The following is a 19,385-nucleotide window of genomic DNA, read 5'->3' on the forward strand; positions in this document are numbered from 1 at the left end:
CGTCTATGCGCCGCCGTCCGGCACCCCCGCGACTACACCGCGGCGAAGGAGTCGGCGTGTGCCTCGGCCACGATGATCTCGATGCCCAAGCCCTCGATGAGGGCCTCCGCGGCCGTGATCACCACGCGGATCGACCGGACCGTGAGCCCTGAGCTCGTCGTACCCGAGCAGCTCGGAAGCGCAGCGGTGCCGTCGCAAAGCTGCTCATTCAGGATCACGAAGCCGATCCCCGGGAGCTCGATGACGGTGTTCGGGGGCGGCGTCACGTTGATAGGCGTCCCGGCGATGACCAGACCCACGAGCTGCGTCCCCGTTGGGTTGGAGAACGCCATCCCACCACCCGCGGTGCTGTTCGCCTGCGAGCGGACGAGAGTCGCGCCGACCGTACATCCGTCGTCCGTCCTGAGGACGCAGACGTCGGCGGCCTCGGCGTAGCTCGACGACCAAGCTCCTGCCGGTGCGATGAAGCCGGTACTGTCGGAATCGGCCGCGGCCGCATCCACCACGGAACCGTCCAGGATGTCGGCTTCATCGAGAGCCTGGTGGTCCGACCCGCCGGACGGCGGGATGCCGACGAAGCCGACGGTCGCACTCAGCAGGTCGGGATTGATCGCAGCGTGAGCGATGAAGGCGTGCCCGCTGACGGCCCGAAGCAGGCCGCCGCCTCCGCAGAGGGTGATCTGCGGGAAGTCGGCGTGCGCGAACGCGTGCGACACGACGATCTCGACCCTGCCCAGCAGCGCCATGTTGGTGACGTGGACACGGATCATGTTCACCGCGATGTCGGCGGCGTAGGTTCCGCCCGAGAGCTGGCCGGGCGCCGGACGAGCCGTGGAAACGAGCTGCTCATAGAGCCGCACGTAGCTCCCCGCCCCGAAGAGGGCCGCCGGCAGCCTGACCGTGGTGTTCGGGGCCACGTTGTTCATCGCGACGCCCCGTACCTTCAGGTTCTTGAAGGTCGATCCGAGCGAGCTCGTCGTCGAGGAGCTGCCGTCCGCCGTCGCCGACGCCACTGCGCGCACGACGTCGGCGGTGACGACCCCGTTGAGGATGTTCACGCCGAGCACCTCCGCGGTGCCGGTGTCGGATGCGCGGGCGGGCTCCTCCGAAACCACACTCGAGCTGGTCGTCTGGAGCAGACCGGCGCGGAGCACATTCCCCGTCGGCGGCAAGAGGCTGACACTCAGCAAGGAATCCGCATCGCTGTCCGCACCGACGCCCGACTGAACGCTGTCCACCGGGATCAGCGTCTCGTCGATCCCCAGGATGTCCACGCCCACGTTGGCCGCGTACGCGTTGCCGCTGGCGTGTGCCAGCTCGGGATGGGCTCCAGGGGTGACGATGAGGCAGAGCTGGTTCGAGGGGGTCGGCGCGGTCTGAGCGCTGTCACCCATAGCGGTGTTGCAGATCTGGCAGGACGAGAGGGCGGCGTTGATGCTCACGGTCATCGACACAGCCACCGCAGCTTGCGGCGCGATCGGCGCGGCGATGGCCCAGCTCACCTGCGTGACCGGAGGACCATCGGTCTCGCAACCGCCGGTGCACGACACGTAGGTCGTCTGCGCCGGGACGGCGTCGGAGACCGTCACACCGGTCAGCGTGGTGTTGCCGGTGTTCGTGACGGTGAAGACGTAGGTTAGCGTGTCGCCCTCGTCGAGGAGGCCGTTGCCGTTCTCGTCGGCGTTGACGCTCGACTTGACGACGGACATCGCCGGAGTCTGAGTGATGGGCACGTCGAACTCATCGTCGTCTGGAGGGGTCTGATCCGAGTCGCCCGTCGCGATGTTGTGCACGTTGCCCGCGTCGATGTCCGCCTGGGTGATGGTGTAGCTGCCGGTGCACGACACTGCCTGTCCAACCCCGAGCGTGCCCGTAGCCCCCGGCCATGTGCAGACGAGTACCCCGGCCAGCGGGTCGACGACCGTAACGCCGGTCAGCGTGGTGTTGCCGATGTTGGTGACGGTGATCGTGTAGTTGATCTTGTCACCGGGGTTGACCACGTTGTCGGACCCGTCGTCGAGGACGCCCGACTTCTGCGTGTCGATCGCCGGCGCCTGAGGGATGGGCTCGATGTTGGTGTCGGAATCAGGCTCGGACTGCGTGCTGTCTGCCGTGCCCGTGTTGGTGACCGAACCCGCGTCGATGTCCGATTGGGTGATCGTGTACGTGGCGGTGCACGTCATCGACGCACCCGGCGCGAGCGCGGTTGCCGGACACGAGATCGCCGACAGGCCCACCTTCGGGTCGGTGACGGTGATGCCGGTCAGCGTGACGTTCCCGGTGTTGGTGACGACGAAGGTGTAGGAGATCACGTCACCGGGGTTGGCCGATCCGTTCCCGCCCAGGGCAAGTGTTCCTTCCTTGTCCAGGTTGATCGCGGCGGTCTGAGTGATGGGCTCGACGTTGGTGTCGGAGTCCGGCCCGGACTGGTTCGAATCCGCCGTGGCCGTGTTGGTGACCGAACCTGCGTTGATGTCGGCCTGCGTGATCGCATAGGTAGCGGTGCAGGTCATCGACGCGCCCGGCGCGAGCGACGTTCCGGGGCACGAGATCGCCGACAGACCCGAGAGCGGATCGGTGACGGTGATACCGGTCAACGTGACGTTCCCGACGTTGGTGACGACGAACGTGTAGGAGATCACGTCACCCGGCGTAGCACCATTCCCGCCTTCGTTCAGCGAACCTTCCTTGTCGATGTCGATCGCCGGAGCTTGCGGGAGCGGCTCGACGTTGGTGTCGGAGTCCGGCCCGGACTGGGTCGAATCCGCGGTTGCGGTGTTCGTGACAGAACCCGCATCGATGTCGGCCTGGGTGATCGCATAGGTAGCGGTGCAGGTCATCGACGCGGCCGGCGCGAGCGACGTTCCGGGGCACGAGATCGCCGACAGACCCACCTTTGGATCGGTAACGGTGACGCCGGTCAACGTGACGTTCCCGACGTTGGTGACGACGAACGTGTAGGAGATCACGTCACCCGGCGTAGCACCGTCGGACCCCAGCGCGACGGTGCCTTCCTTGTCGATGTCGATGGCGGGAGCTTGCGGGATCGGCTCGACGTTGGTGTCGGAGTCCGGCCCGGACTCGGTCGAGTCGGCGGTGGCGGTGTTGGTGACCGAGCCGGTGTTGATGTCCGCCTGCGTGATCGCGTACGTGGCGGTGCAGGTCATCGACGCACCGACCGCAAGTGTCGTCGCCGGGCAGCTGATCGCCGACAGACCCGGAAGCGGATCGGTCACCGTGACGCCCGTCAAGGCAACGTCTCCGGTGTTGGTAACGAGGAACGTGTAGGAGATCACGTCACCGGGAGTGGCACCGTCGGATCCCGTTGCGAGCGTTCCTTCCTTGTTGATCGTCAGCGACGGGTTGAGCTTATTGTTGGTGAAGGTACAGGTGATCTGCTGACCGGAAGCAAGATCGACCGTGACCGAGGGCTTGCTGACGACGGGGCCACCTCCGGTGCATGAGATGCTCGCGAGCGTCCAGCCTGTCGGCACGACCTCGGTGAGGGTGACCGGGACGTCGGACCGAACGGGGAGGAACGCCGTTTCGCCGGAACCGTCGATCGTCGCGAAGAGTCCGCCCGGCGGTGTGAGGTTGAAGTTGAAGTCCGTCCCGTCCTCGGCCGGCGTCGCAACCTTGACGATCTTGATGAACGCGTCGCGCGGGATCAGGACGCAGTCCGACGGATCGGAATTCGGCTGGGCAGACGGATACGAACACGTGTTGAGGAGCTCCGCACCCGCGCCCATCTCCGCCAGCACGATCGTGCACGATGCAGTCGTGTCGTTCGGAAAGGCCGTACCCGGCCCGTTGGGAACGTTGGGGCCGAACGGATCGGTGTTCGTCACAGCGACGCTACACGTCGACTCGGGAGTCCCCGGGACCTGCACGGCACCCGCGCAGCGATCGGCCCGGGTGTCGTTGCATGTGAAAAGGCGAGGGCTGCCCGCGATCTGCGTGGGAGTGCTTCCACCCCACGTAACGCAAAGGGCGCTGTTCGCCAGGCCGTCGCCGTCGGTGTCGAAGAGTGCGCACCCGTCCGCCGTGTTGTTCCCCGATATCGTGACGATGTCCCAGTTCCAGGTGACGGCGATCGTATTCGGCAGTCCGGCGGTATCGACCGTGTGCCGCGTGAGGTCTTTCTGGCCGGGTCCGTCATTGTCGTTGGCCCCGCCCTCGTCGATGAAGACGATCGGTGCCGCCAGCACCGGGAGCGGAGCGAAGGTCGCTCCCACCAAGGCGACGAGCAAGACGGCGACGAGACGTGCGATCAGCTTGCGAGAGTGCATGGCCATTCCTCCGTTTCGCGCCGGACGGCTCGACGCCCGTCCCCCAAGGCCCCTGATTCCCGAGCGCGTCCCCAACGTCGCTCGGCAAAATGAAATGATGAGTACCGTAGGTGAGTATTGAGCACGCCCGACCAAAGTGGGAGTGTTCGGCGGCGGAGCAAACGACTACATATCAGCCCAGGCGGCAGCCGCAGCAGGCCGATTTGTTCTGTTTGGCGAGAGCGCGCTTAGGACACCGGTCGCGACCGGGCAGGGCTCAGGTCTCGCTCGACTCGTTCTCCTCGGGTAGGTCGATGAGGCCGAGCCGCAGGGCGGCGGTGATCGCGCCCGAACGGTTCTGTACTTGTAATTTCTCGAAGATGCTCGATAGGTACGCCTTCACGGTGCGCTCACTGACGAAGAGGCGCTCGGCGATCTGCTTGTTCGCAAGGCCTCGCGCAAGGAGACGCAAGACCTGCAGTTGCCGCTGCGTGAAGGTTTGTGCGGCGAACGCGGTCGGCTCGGAAACGACGGTGTTCTCCTCGGTTATCAGCGAGGGATCCTCGTACATCGCCCGGCTCGAGCCGAGCACGATGGTATCGCCATGGTGAAGTTGACGGATCTGATGGAGGCGTTCGTTGTTGACGTAGCTGCCGTTGTGACTGCCGAGGTCCTCGAGCAAGATCACGTCGCCGCGGCGCATGAAGATCGCGTGCAGCCGCGAGACCAGCGGGTCCTCCAGCGTCAGGTCGTTCTGCGCCGCGCGCCCGACGGTCAGCTCGTCCGAGTTCAGCTCGACGCGGCGCCCGGCGATGGGGCCGTGCATGAAGATCAGCGTTGGTGCGGCCATCTCACAACGCTCCCCGTCCCATCTCCCTGACCCGGTCGATCAAGCCCCGCCAATCCTTGCGGTGGCGCACCGCCGCACCGAGCCGCCCGGCGATGCCGGGAGCGTACAGCGTTTCCAATATCCCAGTGAAGCCGGCTCGCAAACGCTCGTCGTAGGGATGCCACCACGGCGCGGTGAAGCGTCCGGCGTCGACGGAGATCATGCGCATCTGCGTGGTCTCGTAGAAGCCGTGCTTCGAGTGTGTGACGCCCACGCCCGACTTCTTCACGCCTCCCCACGGCAGCTGTGCGGCCGCGTGCGAGTACATGTGATCGTTGACCCAGATGCTTCCGGCTTCGAGGCGGCGGGCGAGTGAGACCGCGCGCGCCCGATCGCGCGACCAGACCGACGCGCCGAGCCCGTACTCGGAGTCGTTGGCGAGCGTCACCGCCTCGTTCTCGTCGGCGAACGGCATCATCGGGATCACGGGCCCGAAGGTCTCGTCGCGCATCAGCGGCATGGTGTGATCGACCTGCGTCACGACCGCGGGCGCGTACCACTTGCCCGGCATCCCGGGGTCGGCCGGGCCGCCGGTGTGTCGCTTCGCGCCGCGCACGAGGGCGTCCTCGACCTGCCCGTGCACGATGTCGTACTGCTCCGGGGCGGCGAACGGCCCGACCTGCGTCGCGGGATCGAGCGGGTCGCCGGGCGTGAGCTGTTCCGCCAGCGCGGTGATGCGGTCGAGGAACGGATCCCAGATCCGATCCGAGACGTACACGCGCTCGATGCCGGAGCACGTCTGGCCCGCGTTGGCCGCGCCGCCCCAGAGCACTCCCCGGGCCGCGCGGTCGAGGTCCGCGTCGGCGCAGACGATCGCCGCGTCCTTGCCGCCGAGCTCCAGGACGTACGGCTTGAGCATCGGCCCGCACACCGAAGCGACCTTGCGGCCGACCTCCACCGAGCCGGTGAAGAAGATCTTGCCGATGCCGGGGTGCTGGCACATCGCCTGCCCGATCTCGGCATCGCCGTGCGCAACGGTGAGCAGCCCGGCCGGCAGGCCGGCGGCGTCGAACGCCTTCTTGATCCACTCCCCCACCATGGGCGTGATCGGCGCCGGCTTGAGGATCACGGCGTTGCCTGCCGCCAGCGCGATCGCCACCTCGCCTGCCGGGATGGTGAACGGGTAGTTCCAGGGCGAGATGATCCCCACGACACCGATCGGCGGCCGCTCGAGATAGTGCTTCTTGGTCTTGTAGAAGAGCTGCGGGTCGTGGACGCGCTCGGGCTCCAGGATCTTGGCGGCATGACGTGCGACGTACGCGAAGGTGTCGACCACAGGGAGGACCTCCATGAGGTAGGCCTCCGTCAGCGGCTTTCCGTTCTCGCGGGCGATCAGCTCGGCGATCTGCGCGTGGTTGTAGCGGACGTAATCCGACGCTCGCTTGATCGCGAACCCGCGCTCCTTCGGCGTCAGGGACGCCCACCGGCGCTGGGCGCGGTGCGCCTCGGCGACGATCGCGTCGAGATCGGACGGCGGCGTGGGCATGACGCGGCCGATCTCTTCGAGCGTCGCCGGGTTCAGCGAGATGATCGGCTCGAGGGCCGCCGGCTTCGCCTTCGCACGCGGCATCTACGTACCCGTTCTCGAGTGGGCGATCTCGGCAAGGCGCTCGAAGACTTCGGGGTCGGTGGTGTTCTCACCGATCTTCCCGCCGTGATCGTTGCCGTGGTAGTCGCTGGAGCCGGTGCCGAGCAAACCCGTCTTCAGCGCGAGCGCGCGGAAGCGCTCCCGGGTCGGCGGATCGTGGTCGGGGTGATCGACCTCGATCCCGGCGAGCCCGAGCGGGATCAGCATGTCGAGGAACCGCTCTTGCTCCTCGGGCTTCTTCGGGTGCCAGACGGGATGAGCGAGAACGGCGACGCCGCCGGCCTCTCCGATCAGCTCGACGGCCGCCTCGGGGGTGAGCGCCTTCTTCTCGACGTACGCGCGGCCGCCTTCGAGGATCCAGTCCGTCGTGAACGCGTCGACCGTGCTCTTGATGACCCCGAGATCGACCATCGCTTGCGCCACGTGCGGCCGCACGATGGCCTCGCCCTTGGCGTTCGCGCGCACCTGCTCGAACGTCACCGGCACGCCGAGCGCGTTCAGCTTCTCGATCATGCCTTTGGCGCGCCATTCTCGATCGTCGAGGATCGCCGATAGCTCCTCCATGAGTCGCGGGTGCTTCGGATCCATGAAGTAGCCCAACACGTGCACCGAGCCGCCCTGCCAGACGGCCGAGATCTCGCAGCCGTCGTACACGGTGAGCCCAAGGGCCTCACCGGCCTCGCGCGCGGCGCCGAGGCCGGCCATCGAATCGTGGTCGGTCAGCGCGATCGCGTCGAGCCCCGCCTCGCGCGCGATCCTCGCCACCTCCGCCGGCGGGAAGGCGCCGTCGGAGTTGTTCGAATGGACGTGAAGGTCGATGCGCATCAAGAGGTGAATGCGTTGACGCCGGTGAGGTGTCGTCCGAGCAGCAGCTTCTGCACTTGGCTGGTCCCTTCGTAGAGCGTGGTCACGCGGGCGTCGCGCAGGTATCTCCCGACCGGGAATTCGTCGATGTAGCCGTAGCCCCCATGCACCTGGATGGCCAGGTTCGCGCATTTCACCGCGGCCTCGCTGGCGACGTACTTTGCGATGGCCGCCTCGATGGTGTTCCGCGAGCCCTTGTCCTTGAGCGCGGCCGCGCGCCACACGAGGAGCCGCGCCGCCTCGACTTCGACGAGCATGTCGGCGAGCATCTCCTGGATCAGCTGGAAGCCGGCGATCGGCTTGCCGAACTGCTCCCGCTGCTTCGCGTACTCAACCGACGCGTCCAGGCACGCCTGCGCGATCCCAACGCAGCCTGCCGCGAGGCTCACGCGCCCTTGATCGAGGGCGCCCAACGCCACCTTCATCCCGCTTCCGACTTCCCCGAGCACCGCCGTCGCCGGCACGCGAACATCGGCATAGACCATCTCCGCGGTCGAGGCGGCTCGCAGGCCGAGCTTGCCTTTGATCTCGATCGCCTTCAGGCCAGGCGTGGGGACCGGCACCAAGAACGCGGTAACTCCCTTCGCCCCTTTCGACGGGTCTGCGTTGGCGAACGTGAGCGCAAGGCCGGCAACCGTGCCGTTGGTGATGAACATCTTTGTCCCGTTCAGCACGTAGTCGTCGCCGTCCCGCACGGCCGTCATCTGCGCCGAGCCCGGATCGGAGCCGGCGCCCGGCTCGGTCAGCGCGAAGCACCCGATCGCGTCGCCGGCGGAAAGCTTCGGGAGCCACACCTTCTTCTGGTCCTCGGTTCCCCACTTCGCGATCGCGGTCCCGACCAGCGAGCAGTTCACACTGAGGATCCCGCGGATCGATGAGTCGGCGCGCGCGATCTCCTCGATGACCAGGCAGTACGCGATCGAGTCGAGTCCCATCCCCCCGTACTCTTCCGGGATCGAGGCGCCCAGGAAGCCCAGCGGCTTCATCTTCTCGAGGACGGGCCAAGGGAACTCCTCCGACCGGTCGTAGTCGCGCGCCACCGGCGCGATCTCGCGTTCGGCGAAGTCGCGCGCGGTCTTGCGGATGAGCTCTTGCTCGGGCGTGAGGTCGAAGTCCACGTTCTCGCCTCCGGGCTCGCGGGCCCACCGAGCGTACCATCAGCCGCTTCGCTCTTCGCCGTCGCATCGCTGCGCAGCGCGGGGTCTTGGCCCGGGCCACGGCGGACGGTAGGCTCCACCGCCGCATGGGGGCTGAGTCAGGGATCAAGGAGCTGGTCGAGCGCGCTCTCGATGCCGCCGCATCCGCCGGGGCGGGCTACGCAGACGCGCGCTTCCTGAACGAAGAGTGGGAAGCCATCGACGTTCGGGACGACCGTGTCCAAGGCGTCGACCGCGGCACTACCGCCGGGATCGGCATTCGCGTGCTGGTCGACGGCGCCTGGGGATTCGCCGGCAGCGCTCGCCTCGATCCCTCGTCGATCGACCGGGCGGCCGCCCTGGCCGTCGAGATCGCCCGATCGTCGCAGGCGGTCAAGGGGCCGGCGGTCCGCCTCGCGGACGAGCCCCCCCAGAGGGCGTCGTGGACGACCGCGATCGAGGAGGATCCGTTCGCGGTCCCACTCGAGGACAAGATCGCGTTGCTGCTCGACGCGGCTGGCCGCATGAAGATGGTTCCCGGCCTCGGGATCGCGGAGGCGTCCATCGACCTATGGCGCCGATCCTCCTTCCTGGCGACGAGCGAAGGCACACGCATCGATCAGACGCTGACCCAGTCGGGAGCCGGGATCCGTGGGGGGGGGGGGGGCGAGCGCGAGGTTCAGCAGCGCTCGTATCCCAACTCCTTCCGAGGGCACTTCGCGTGCATGGGCTACGAGCACATCCGCGCGATGGACCTGACCGGCAACGCACAGCGCATCGCCGAGGAAGCCGTCGCGCTGCTGAAGGCGCCGGAGCTGCCGTCGATGGAGACGACGCTCATCCTCGACGGTCCGCAGCTCGCGTTGCAGGTGCACGAGTCCATCGGTCATCCGATCGAGCTCGATCGGGTGCTCGGCATGGAAGCCGCGTACGCCGGCACCTCGTTCCTCGCGCCGCCGGACCGGGGGAACCTCCGGTACGGCTCGCAGGTGATCGACATCACGGCCGATGCAACCACACCGGGAGCACTCGGCTCCTTCGGGTTCGACGACGAGGGCGTCGAGGCGCAGCGCTCCGAGGTGATCACCGAGGGCGTGTTCCGGCAGTTCCTGTCCTCGCGCGAAACCGCGCCGGAGATCGGCGAGGCGCGCTCGAACGGGACGATGCGTGCGTCCGGCTGGGACGTGATCCCGCTGATCCGCATGACGAACATCAATCTCGAGCCCGGCGACTCCTCGCTGGAAAAGATGATCGGCGAAACGGACGACGGCGTATTCATGTCGACGAACCAATCGTGGTCGATCGACGACAAGCGCGTGAACTTCCAATTCGGGTGTGAGATCGCGTGGGAGATCCGCAAGGGGAAGCGGCGACGGATGTTCCGGAACCCGAACTACGCGGGCAAGACGGTGGACTTCTGGTCCTCATGCGACGCGGTGGCGGGGCGGGACGAGTGGGCAGTGTGGGGAACGCCAAACTGCGGCAAGGGGCAGCCCGGCCAAACGGCGCGCGTCGCACACGGCACCGCGCCGGCACGCTTCCGCAAAGTGAACGTCGGGGTTCGCGGGTGATCCCTGGAGAGCTCGGACGTGAGCGGCTCGCCGAGGCAGCGGACGCCGCGCTCACCGTTGGAGCCGACGGGGTCGAGGTCATCGCGATCCACTCGATCGGCGGGCTGACCCGCTTCGCATCGTCGCGGATCCATCAGAACACCTGGCGCGAAGATATGGAGTTCCGCGTGGTCGCTGTGGTCGACGGGACGAAGATGGGCGTGGCATCCACGCACTCGCTCGAACCCGGGGCGGTTCGGCGAGCGGCGGAAGATGCCGTGGCGATCGCCCGGGTCACCCCGGGAGACCCAGACTTCCCCGGGCTGGCGCCGGCAGCCTCGTTCCCGGAGAAGAAGGGCTTCGACGAAGCGACGGCGACCGCGACGCCGGCCGACCGAGCCGAAGCGGTCCGCCACGCGCTGTCGGAGGTCCCCGGCACGATGGAGGGCGCCGGCTACGTCGAGACCGTCGCCGACGAAGTGCTGATCACGTCGACGACGGGGGTACGGGCTTTCGGCCGGACCACGCGCGCCGGCATCTCGGTGCTGGCGATGACCGACGATTCGAGCGGGTACGCCGAACGGCTCGAGCGGCGTCTCTCCGATCTCGACCCGACATCGCTCGCGACGCGCGCGGTCGACAAGGCCGAACGCAGCCGCGACCCGAAGCCCATAGAGCCCGGCGCGTACACCGTGATCCTGGAACCGGCCGCGGTGTCGACCCTGATGCAGTTCCTCGGATACCTGGGCCTCGGCGCGAAGGCGTTCCTCGAGGAGCGCTCCTTCATGAGCGGGCGGATCGGGGACGCCCTGGCCGCCGAGCTGATCACGATCGTGGACGATCCGATCGCCGAGGACTCGCTCGGCTTGGCGTTCGATTTCGAAGGCGTGCCGGCGCAGCGCGTGGTCCTCATCGACCACGGCATGGCGAAGGGTGTGGTCTGGGACCGTGCCACGGCGAAGAAGGGCGGGGTCTCTTCGACCGGACACGGGCTGCCGCCGCCGAACTCGTATGGACCCATCCCGCTCAATCTCCGGATGGAACCGGGGACGAGCACGGTCGAGGAGATGGTCGCCTCAACCGAGCGCGGCCTGCTCGTGACCAGGTTCCACTACTCGAACGTGGTCAACGAGAAGGAGACGGTTCTGACGGGGATGACCCGCGACGCCACGTTCCTGATCTCGGACGGTCGCATCGAGCACGGCGTGAAGAATCTGCGCTACACGCAGAACACCCTCGAGGCGCTGTCGAACGTCGAGGCGGTGGGCGATAAGACCGAGATCTCGACCGAGCTCTTCTTCGGCGGTTCACGCGCGCCCGCGCTGAAGATCCGCGACTTCAAGTTCTCGTCGACGACGAGTCACTGAACGTCAGCTCAGCCGGACCGGATCCCCCACCCGGATCTCTCCGTCCTGCGCTACGGTCGCGTAGACGCCCGCGCACGGATAGTCCTTGCCGAGCGCTTGTGTGCGATTCGTGCGGGCGACGGTCCGAAGCACTTCGCGGTCCTCCGGCAGGTCGCCCTGCGGCAGCGTCGTCATCACGCAACGCGGGACCGGCATGAGGACCTTGACCCGGACGTTCCCGATCTCGACGACGCGGTCCGCCCAGTCGTTCTCGATGAAGCCCTCGGCGCCGGGCACGTCGATCACCAGATTCGGCCTGAACCGTTCGGGCTCGAACCGGCTGGCCGGCGCAGCATCGGCGAGGCTCCGCAGCGACGCCGACGTGATGAAGTGGATGGCGGCCGCGTCAAAGAAGCCCTCGAGCGCGGCGAGCGAGGCGGGAACGTCGATGAGCTGTTCCCCGTCTTCTTCGCCGATCACGGGGCCGTACGGCTCGGCGCCGTTCTTCAGCTCGCCGTACCAGACCTCTTCGATGTACTGCATCTCGTCGTGAGATGCCGCGAGCCGAACGGGACGGCCGAGCGTCGCCGTGAGCGCGTCCTCGATCGATGGGTCATCGCTCGAACGCACCGAGCCGTCGGGGAAGGTGATCTGGACCGGAGGGAGCGATCCGGCCGCCGACGGCGGGCCGGCGAACGATGCACTGAAGCTCAGGAGCGATCCCCACATCTTTGGCCGTTTGGCGCTCGCGAGCTTTCCCGTCTCACGGTCGACGATCGCGAGCGCTCTATCGCCGAGCAACCCCCGCTCGGTGACGTGTGAGCTTTCGACGTCTTCGCCGAGCATCGACTTCACCGGGTACCGGCGAAGCCGGGCGACCGAACCGATCGGGTCCATGCCGGGACTGTAGGACGGTCGAGTGAACATCGCCACAGCCGGCCGCTGGGCGAGTGTGGTAGAAACCGGACAACCGAGCCGGGGAGGGATGAGCATGGACTGCCCTTCCTGTAAACAGCCGAACCGCGACGGCGCGCGCTTCTGCGACGCGTGCGGCGCCGAGCTCGATGCGGTTCCGGCCGAAACCCCGCCCAAACCCGAGGCGTTCGCGGAAGGCCGATATGAGGTCGTGCGGTTCCTGGGCGAAGGCGCCCGAAAGCGCGTCTACCTGGCGTGCGACCTGCGGCTCGATCGCGAGGTCGCCGTCGCGCTCGTCAAGACCGAGGGCCTCGACGAGATCGGCCTTCAACGGGTTCGGCGCGAAGCCAAGGCGATGGCTCGCCTCGGTGACCACCCGCACATCGTCACCGTCCACGACATCTCCGACGAGAACGGCCGGCCGCTCATCGTCAGTCAGTACATGGGGGGCGGATCGCTCGCGGAGCTGATCGATCGCACCGAAGCACGGCGCCTTCCGATCGAGGAGGCGATCCGGATCGGCACCGAGGTCGCCCGCGCACTGGAACACGCGCACGCCAGCAGCGTGGTCCACCGCGATCTCAAACCCGGCAACGTATGGCTCACCGAATCCGGCACGGCGATGCTCGGCGATTTCGGGCTCGCCGTCGCGCTCGACCGGTCGCGACTGAGTAGTGAAGGCATGATGGTCGGCACGGTCGCCTACATGCCGCCCGAGCAGGCGACCGGCCGCGACCCCGACGTGCGCGCCGACCTGTACGCGCTCGGCTGCGTGCTGTACGAGATGCTGTGCGGGCGCCCGCCCTTCCTCGGCGACGACGCCATCGCGGTCATCTCACAACACATCAACACCCCGCCGGTCGCGCCCACCTGGCACCGGTCGCAGTTGCCTCCCGGCCTCGAGCAGCTCGTGCTGGATCTGCTGGCCAAGCCTCCGGAGGACCGGCCGAAGTCGGCGACGGTGGTACGCGAACGGCTCGAAGCCGTATCGGCTCAGAGCCTCACCACGAACGAGCCCGCCGCCGCCCTCCCCCAGACCGCACGCGCCACGTCCGGAACCGCGACCCCGGCCTGGCTCCGGTTCGTCGGGCGCGAGCGCGAGCTCGCATCGCTGCGTGACGCGGTTGAGGGCTCGATGGGCGGGCGGGGGTCGATGCTGATGATCGTCGGCGAGCCTGGGATCGGGAAGACACGCCTCGCTGAGGAAGCCGGCGTGTACGCCCGTTTGCGCGGCGCCCAAGTGCTGATCGGCCGGTGCTACGAGAGCGAGGCATCGCTTCCGTTCATCCCGTTCGTGCAGGCGATCCGCTCGTACATCTCCGAGGTAACACCCGAAGCGCTTCGCGAAGAACTTGGAGACGGCGCAGCCGACGTCGCCAAGCTCGTGTCCGAGATCCGTCAGCGCATCCCCGACTTGCCCGAGGCGCCGCAGGTCGAACCCGAGCAGGAGCGGTTCCGGTTGTTCGAAAGCGTGACGTCTTTCCTCGTAGCTGCGTCGAGAACGACGCCGCTGGTGCTCCTTCTGGACGACTTGCACTGGGCGGACAAGCCGTCGCTGCTTCTCCTTCAGCACCTCGCCCGCAAGGTCCCGGCAAGCAGGCTTATCATCCTCGGGACCTATCGCGACATCGAGCTCGACCGGCGACATCCATTATCGGAGATGCTCGCTTCGCTCCGTCGAGAGCACTCGTTCGAACGTGTCCTTCTGCGAGGGCTGTCTGTCGAGGAGGTGGCGGCGATGCTCGAGGCCGGCGCCCAGCATGATCTCGGCCCGCGTGGTGCCCCCCTGGCACAAGCGATCCATCGAGAGTCCGAGGGCAACCCGTTCTTCATCGAGGAGATCATCCGTCACCTGGTCGAGACCGGCGGCATCTACCGGCGCGGCGATCAATGGGCGATCGGCGCGGACCGAATCGAGGATCTCGGCATCCCGGAAGGGATCAAGGAGGTCATCGGACGGCGGCTGTCTCGGCTGTCCGAGGCCTGTAACGTCGCGCTATCGCACGGCGCCGTCCTCGGGCGCGAGTTCGATTTCTCGGTCGTCGGCCTCATGAGCGGGCTCGACGACGACGCGCTGCTCGGAGCGGTCGAGGAAGCGCTCGAGCATCAGCTGATCGTCGACGCGCCGGGACGCTCGGGACCGGCGTACATGTTCACACACGCGTTGGTGCGCCAGACGCTTTACGACGAACTTTCGCTCCCGCGCAAGCAACGGTTGCATCTCAAGGCGGCACAAGCGATGGAGGAGGTCCACGCCCGCAACGTCGACCCGTACGTCTCGCCGCTCGCCGTGCACTACCGGCTCGCCGGCGCGGCGGCCGACGCGCAGAAAGCGATCGAGTACTCGCTCCGCGCCGCAGCGGCGGCTGCGACGATCTTCGGGTGGGAGGAGACTGCGACCCACATGCAGGCCGCGCTCGAGCTCATGGAAGAGCAGGGCGCCACGCCGGAAGTGCGGGCTCGTCTGCTCGAGCGGCTTGGGACGGTGATGTACGCGGTCGGGCTCGATCTGAGCCTCGGCGTTCGCTATCTCGAGCGCGCGCTCGAGTTGTATCAGCAGCTCGGCGATGGCGACCGCACCGCACGAATACACATCCGGCTCGGGTTCCTGCGTGCGACCTTCCCGGAGACCATGGACGTTCCCCTCGCACACGAGCATCTCAACGCCGCCCGTACCGCGCTGGACGAGACGATCCCGACGCAGGCGCTCGGGTATCTCTACATGGGGTACGCGTCCGCGGCATTGTGGGACGGCCAGCCGCGCCGAGGGTTCGACATGGCGTCGCGCGCGCTGGAGGTCGGGACCGCGCTGGGCAACGAGGTCATGGAGTCCATGGCCGAGACGGTGGTCGGGTGGTTCCGCGCCGTTCTCGGTGAACTCACCGAAGGCGCCCGGATGATCGAGGACGCATGGCAGAAGGCGGACCGTCTCGATCATTTCTTCGCGTCGTTCCTAGCGAGCTGGTGCCTCGCCGGCGTGTACGGGATCGGATGTTGGGATCCCGTTCGCATGGCCGGGGCCGCGGAACGCGAGCTCGCCAAGCCGCGGATCGAGCAGGCACCGAACCAGCGCCAAGCTCTTGAGCAGATGGTGGCCGGATCGCTGATCATGCGCGGACGGCTCGCGGAAGCGCGCGCTGCCACCGACGTGTATCTCGATTGGACGTTCGTGGAGCCATGGTTGCTCATGTACGAAGGCGACTGGGAGGCCGCCGACGCCGTGCTGCGGCGGTCCGTCGACATGGGGATGACGCGCAGGGAGAACATCACGCCTACAGGCGCGCGCGGATTCCGGGGGCTCATCGCACGGTACCGCGGCGATTACGATGCCGCCAGAGATCTGCTCACCCCCGATCTCGAGCTGGCAATCGACCGCGACTGGGTGTGGCCCGAGGTCAGCAACCGAATGATCCTGGCCGAGGTCGAGGTGGACGCGGGGCGTCCGGATGAAGCCGAACGGCACATCAACCGATGCAGGGAGCTGTTCGCGCGCGACAGCCATGGCGGAAAGGAAGGGATCGTCGCTCGTGTCGAAGGCAAGCTTGCTGCCGCCCGGGGCCGATACGAGGACGCGGCTGGACACTTCCTGCGTTCCGTCGAGATCCTCGAGCGGGTAGACCAGGTCTTCGAGCAGGCGGCGACGTTCCATTCGTGGGGCGGTGCCCTACGAGACCTCGGCGATCACGGCGCCGCGATCGAGAAGCTGTCCCAGGCACTCGACCTCTACCGGAGAGGCGGCGCCGGCGCTGTGTTCATCGAGCGGGTGCTCGTCGACAAGATGGCCGCCCAGGGCATCGATCCGTCTACCGTCGAAACATCGATCGACGCCGTGGCGTCGATCGTAGGCATGGAACGGCCCGACCTGCAGCAGCACGCCTCGCCCGACGGCACCGTGGCGATCGTCTTCTCCGACATCGAGGGCTCGACGCAGATGGCCGAGCGGTTGGGCGATGAGCGATGGATCGCCGTTGTGCGCCGTCACAACGAGATCGTGCGCGAACGGCTTGCCGTGCACCGCGGTACCGAGGTCAAAGCGCTCGGTGACGGGTTCATGCTTGCGTTCCCCACGCCGTCGGACGCCATCGCATGCGCGGTCGACATCCAGCGAGCGTTCGCCGTGCACAATGCCTCTCACCCAGACGAGCCGATCCGCGTACGAGTCGGCGTCCATACCGGGCAAGCGATCAGAGAAGGCGAAGACTTCTACGGCAAGACCGTCATCGTCGCCGCGCGGATCGCCGCAGAAGCGCGTGGTGGAGAGATCCTCGTCTCGTCGGCTGCGCGCGAGCGCGCCGGCAAAGTGACGACGGACGAGACCCGCGACACCGAGCTCAAGGGCCTCTCCGGACGCCACGATCTTTTCCGTGTCGCATGGTCGGCGTGAGATAGTAGGAACGACATGGGCGTCTACGTCTTCGACGATTCCTGGCAGCTCTTCCGCGAGCGGCTGGCCGGCCTTGAGGCGCTCTACGACCCGCAGACGATCCGTCACCTCGAGGACATCGGGATCACCGAAGGCTGGCGTTGTCTCGAGGTCGGCGGCGGGGGTGGCTCCATCGCCGCTTGGATGAGCGAGCGGGTCGGCTCCCGGGGCAACGTGCTGGCCACCGACGTCAACACGCGTTTCCTCGACGCACTGTCGGAACCCAATCTCGAGGTTCGGAAGCACGACATCGCCTCGGACGAGCTTCCCGTGGAGGCGTTCGACCTCGTTCACGCCCGACAGGTCTTCTCGCTCATCGCGGATCCGGACCAGGCGCTCAAGCAGATCGTCGGAGCGCTGCGGCCCGGCGGCTGGCTCCTGGTGGAGGACTTGGACTGGGGTACCGTCTCCAAGTCGGGCGCGCCGTTCCGCTACCCGGCCAAGCACCCTCGCCGGGGCGCCAAGGTTATCCGCGGCTTCTTGTCCCATATGGAACAGCTGGGCTACGACCCGCACTACGGCGGACAGATCCCCGGGCAGCTCATGGCGCATGGGTTCATCGACATCGGTGCCGAGATGTGGAGCGGCCTGATCTGGGGCGGCTCACGCGCGACGATGGAGCCGGCGTCGATCATGCACCGGCTGCGCGAACCGCTCATCGCCGGCGGAGTGTCCGCGAAAGATCTCGACGGCGAGCTGCAACTGATCGGCGATCCGGCCGTGGCTCAGTTCCCGGTGCCGATGGTGTCCGCGTGGGGGCGCCGGCCCGAGGCCGAGGTCCACACCACCGAAGGGAACCCGCGCATGCCGCCGCGCACCGAGAGCGCGCTCGACTGGCTCCGCTTCCCCCCGCTCTTGGAGGGCTGTGGCCAGGCAGACCTCTCCCGCGTGGCCGCGCTGGCGCCCGGTGGACGCGCTTGCCGGCGAAGTCCTGACGGCCGAGGGCGAGCCGGGAGACACCTTCTATCTGATCGCCACCGGCTCCGCGACGGTGACCAGAGCCGGCGTCCGGCTGGCGTCGCTCGGCCCGGGGTCGTACTTCGGGGAGATCGCCATCCTCGAGCGGGGACCCCGAACCGCAACGGTCACCGCCGACACGCCGATGCGCATGTTCGAGCTCGAAGCGGCGGATCTGGCGGCGCTCCTGCGCGACATCCCGACGGTGCGCACGAGGATCGAAGCGATCCTCGCCGAGCGCAAAGTGCGCGACTAGGCGCTCAGAAGCGTTCGAGGACCGCCGGGACCTCGTCCAGCGCACGCACGGCGGCGTCCGGGACCGCGAGCTGCTCGGCGGTCGGGTCGTCGGGAGCCTCGTTGCGAAGAACCCAGACCGTTCGCATCCCGAGCGCCTTCGCCGGCGCGATGTCGCGGTCGAGCCGGTCCCCCACCATCGCGACCCGATCGGCGCTCGTCCCCGCGTCGCGCAGCAAGCTCCGGAAAAGGGCGGCGTCGGGCTTCTCCGCGCCGACCTCGGCCGAGATCGCCCACGCGCCGACCAGGTCCGCGAAGCCGGCCTCTTCGGCCCGGCCGCGAACCCACGAGAAGTGGTTGGTGATGCACCCGATCCGATAACGGCCGGCGAGCACGCGCAATGCCTCGAGGGCCTCCGGGTAGAGCTCGTCCGCGTGGTGACCGCGGTCGGCCCAGCTCGCGTCGGCGTCGGCGCGGATCGCGGCATGCCGGGCAGGGTCGGGAACGAACGCGTCGAGCAAGGCCGGCGTGAACGGCTCGGCCTGAGCTGTGCGTAACGTCCGGAGCTGCTCGTCGTACGCGGCGCGCGTCGTCGCCGGTTCCACCCGGGCGATCGCCTCGAACAGGCCGGTGAAGTAGGAGTCGTCGCTGAAGATGATCCCGCCCACGTCGAGGAAGACCCAGTCGATCGTCATTCGGATGACCATGGTACGGGCGGTGATACGCTCGCGCCGTGACAACCGGTCCGTTCTGCGCCGTCGGGGCCATCGTCGTCGACAAGGGCGCGCTCCTGCTCATCAAGCGCAACCGGGAACCGGCGCGGGGCCAGTGGTCGCTCCCGGGCGGACGTGTCGAGCTCGGCGAAACCTTGCGTGAGGCCCTCGTACGTGAGGTCCGCGAGGAAACCGGCGTCGACGTCGACGTCGACGGGCTCATCGGTGTGGCCGAGCGGATCGTCCGCGACGACGAGGGCGCGATCGAGTACCACTACGTGATCCTCGACTACGTGTGCACGGCGCGTTCCACGGTCGTCAAAGCCGGTGACGACGCGGCGGATGCGCGGTGGGTGCCCGTCGGGGAGCTGGCGGACCTGCATCTGACCGCCGGGTTGCTCGAGTTCCTGTCGGACCGGGGCGTCATCGAGGGCCGGCGGTTGCGGGTGGATCGCGGCGCCTAGAGATTCCTCTCCTCATCTGGTCGGGCGCCTTTTAGATA

Annotated in this window: 12 protein-coding genes; 5 read left to right on the top strand and 7 right to left on the bottom strand. The window is 67.6% G+C overall.

Translation table 11 applies throughout. From position 1 onward, the window contains the following. Positions 1-32: 32 nt before the first annotated feature. The 5 genes from WEB06_16505 to WEB06_16525 all read right to left on the bottom strand — a co-directional run bounded on the left by WEB06_16505 (position 33) and on the right by WEB06_16525 (position 8,727). Positions 33-4,289 carry a choice-of-anchor P family protein gene (locus WEB06_16505; protein MEX2557216.1) on the bottom strand — a complete coding sequence of 1,419 codons (4,257 nt, stop codon included), beginning with the start codon at positions 4,287-4,289 and terminating at the stop codon, positions 33-35. Positions 4,290-4,545: 256 nt separating this feature from the next. After that, positions 4,546-5,118 (bottom strand): LuxR C-terminal-related transcriptional regulator, encoded by a 573-nt coding sequence (locus WEB06_16510; GenBank protein MEX2557217.1) that lies wholly within the window; start codon positions 5,116-5,118, stop codon positions 4,546-4,548. A 1-nt stretch (position 5,119) separates the two neighbouring features. Then, positions 5,120-6,727 carry an aldehyde dehydrogenase family protein gene (locus WEB06_16515; protein ID MEX2557218.1) on the bottom strand — a complete coding sequence of 536 codons (1,608 nt, stop codon included), beginning with the start codon at positions 6,725-6,727 and terminating at the stop codon, positions 5,120-5,122. Beyond that, entirely contained in the window at positions 6,728-7,570 is an 843-nt protein-coding gene (locus WEB06_16520; protein ID MEX2557219.1) for a PHP domain-containing protein, read from the bottom strand. After that, entirely contained in the window at positions 7,570-8,727 is a 1,158-nt protein-coding gene (locus tag WEB06_16525) for an acyl-CoA dehydrogenase family protein (GenBank protein MEX2557220.1), read from the bottom strand. The genes WEB06_16520 and WEB06_16525 overlap by 1 nt, the downstream gene beginning before the upstream one ends. Positions 8,728-8,852: 125 nt before the next feature. On the opposite strand from WEB06_16525, the gene WEB06_16530 reads away from it, so the two are divergent. Beyond that, positions 8,853-10,316 (top strand): TldD/PmbA family protein, encoded by a 1,464-nt coding sequence (locus tag WEB06_16530; GenBank protein ID MEX2557221.1) that lies wholly within the window; start codon positions 8,853-8,855, stop codon positions 10,314-10,316. Beyond that, positions 10,313-11,662 carry a TldD/PmbA family protein gene (locus tag WEB06_16535; protein MEX2557222.1) on the top strand — a complete coding sequence of 450 codons (1,350 nt, stop codon included), beginning with the start codon at positions 10,313-10,315 and terminating at the stop codon, positions 11,660-11,662. The genes WEB06_16530 and WEB06_16535 overlap by 4 nt, the downstream gene beginning before the upstream one ends. Positions 11,663-11,665: 3 nt before the next feature. On the opposite strand, the gene WEB06_16540 is transcribed toward WEB06_16535, so the two are convergent. Then, complete coding sequence (locus WEB06_16540) at positions 11,666-12,538, bottom strand: MOSC domain-containing protein (GenBank protein ID MEX2557223.1); 873 nt, start codon at positions 12,536-12,538, stop codon at positions 11,666-11,668. Between the two features lie 94 nt (positions 12,539-12,632). Between WEB06_16540 and WEB06_16545 the strand changes: the two genes are divergently transcribed. Then, positions 12,633-16,940 (top strand): AAA family ATPase, encoded by a 4,308-nt coding sequence (locus WEB06_16545; GenBank protein ID MEX2557224.1) that lies wholly within the window; start codon positions 12,633-12,635, stop codon positions 16,938-16,940. A 904-nt stretch (positions 16,941-17,844) separates the two neighbouring features. After that, on the top strand, positions 17,845-18,192 hold the full coding sequence (locus WEB06_16550; protein ID MEX2557225.1) for a cyclic nucleotide-binding domain-containing protein: 348 nt from the start codon (positions 17,845-17,847) through the stop codon (positions 18,190-18,192). A gap of 4 nt (positions 18,193-18,196) precedes the next feature. Here WEB06_16550 and WEB06_16555 read toward each other — a convergent pair whose 3' ends face one another. After that, positions 18,197-18,865, bottom strand: a complete 669-nt coding sequence (locus tag WEB06_16555) for an HAD family hydrolase (protein MEX2557226.1) — start codon at positions 18,863-18,865, stop codon at positions 18,197-18,199. A 38-nt stretch (positions 18,866-18,903) separates the two neighbouring features. On the opposite strand from WEB06_16555, the gene WEB06_16560 reads away from it, so the two are divergent. Continuing rightward, complete coding sequence (locus tag WEB06_16560) at positions 18,904-19,347, top strand: NUDIX hydrolase (protein MEX2557227.1); 444 nt, start codon at positions 18,904-18,906, stop codon at positions 19,345-19,347. Positions 19,348-19,385: the final 38 nt, after the last annotated feature.

The organism is Actinomycetota bacterium, assembly GCA_040905475.1.
In the GTDB taxonomy this organism is placed as follows: domain Bacteria; phylum Actinomycetota; class AC-67; order AC-67; family AC-67; genus DATFGK01.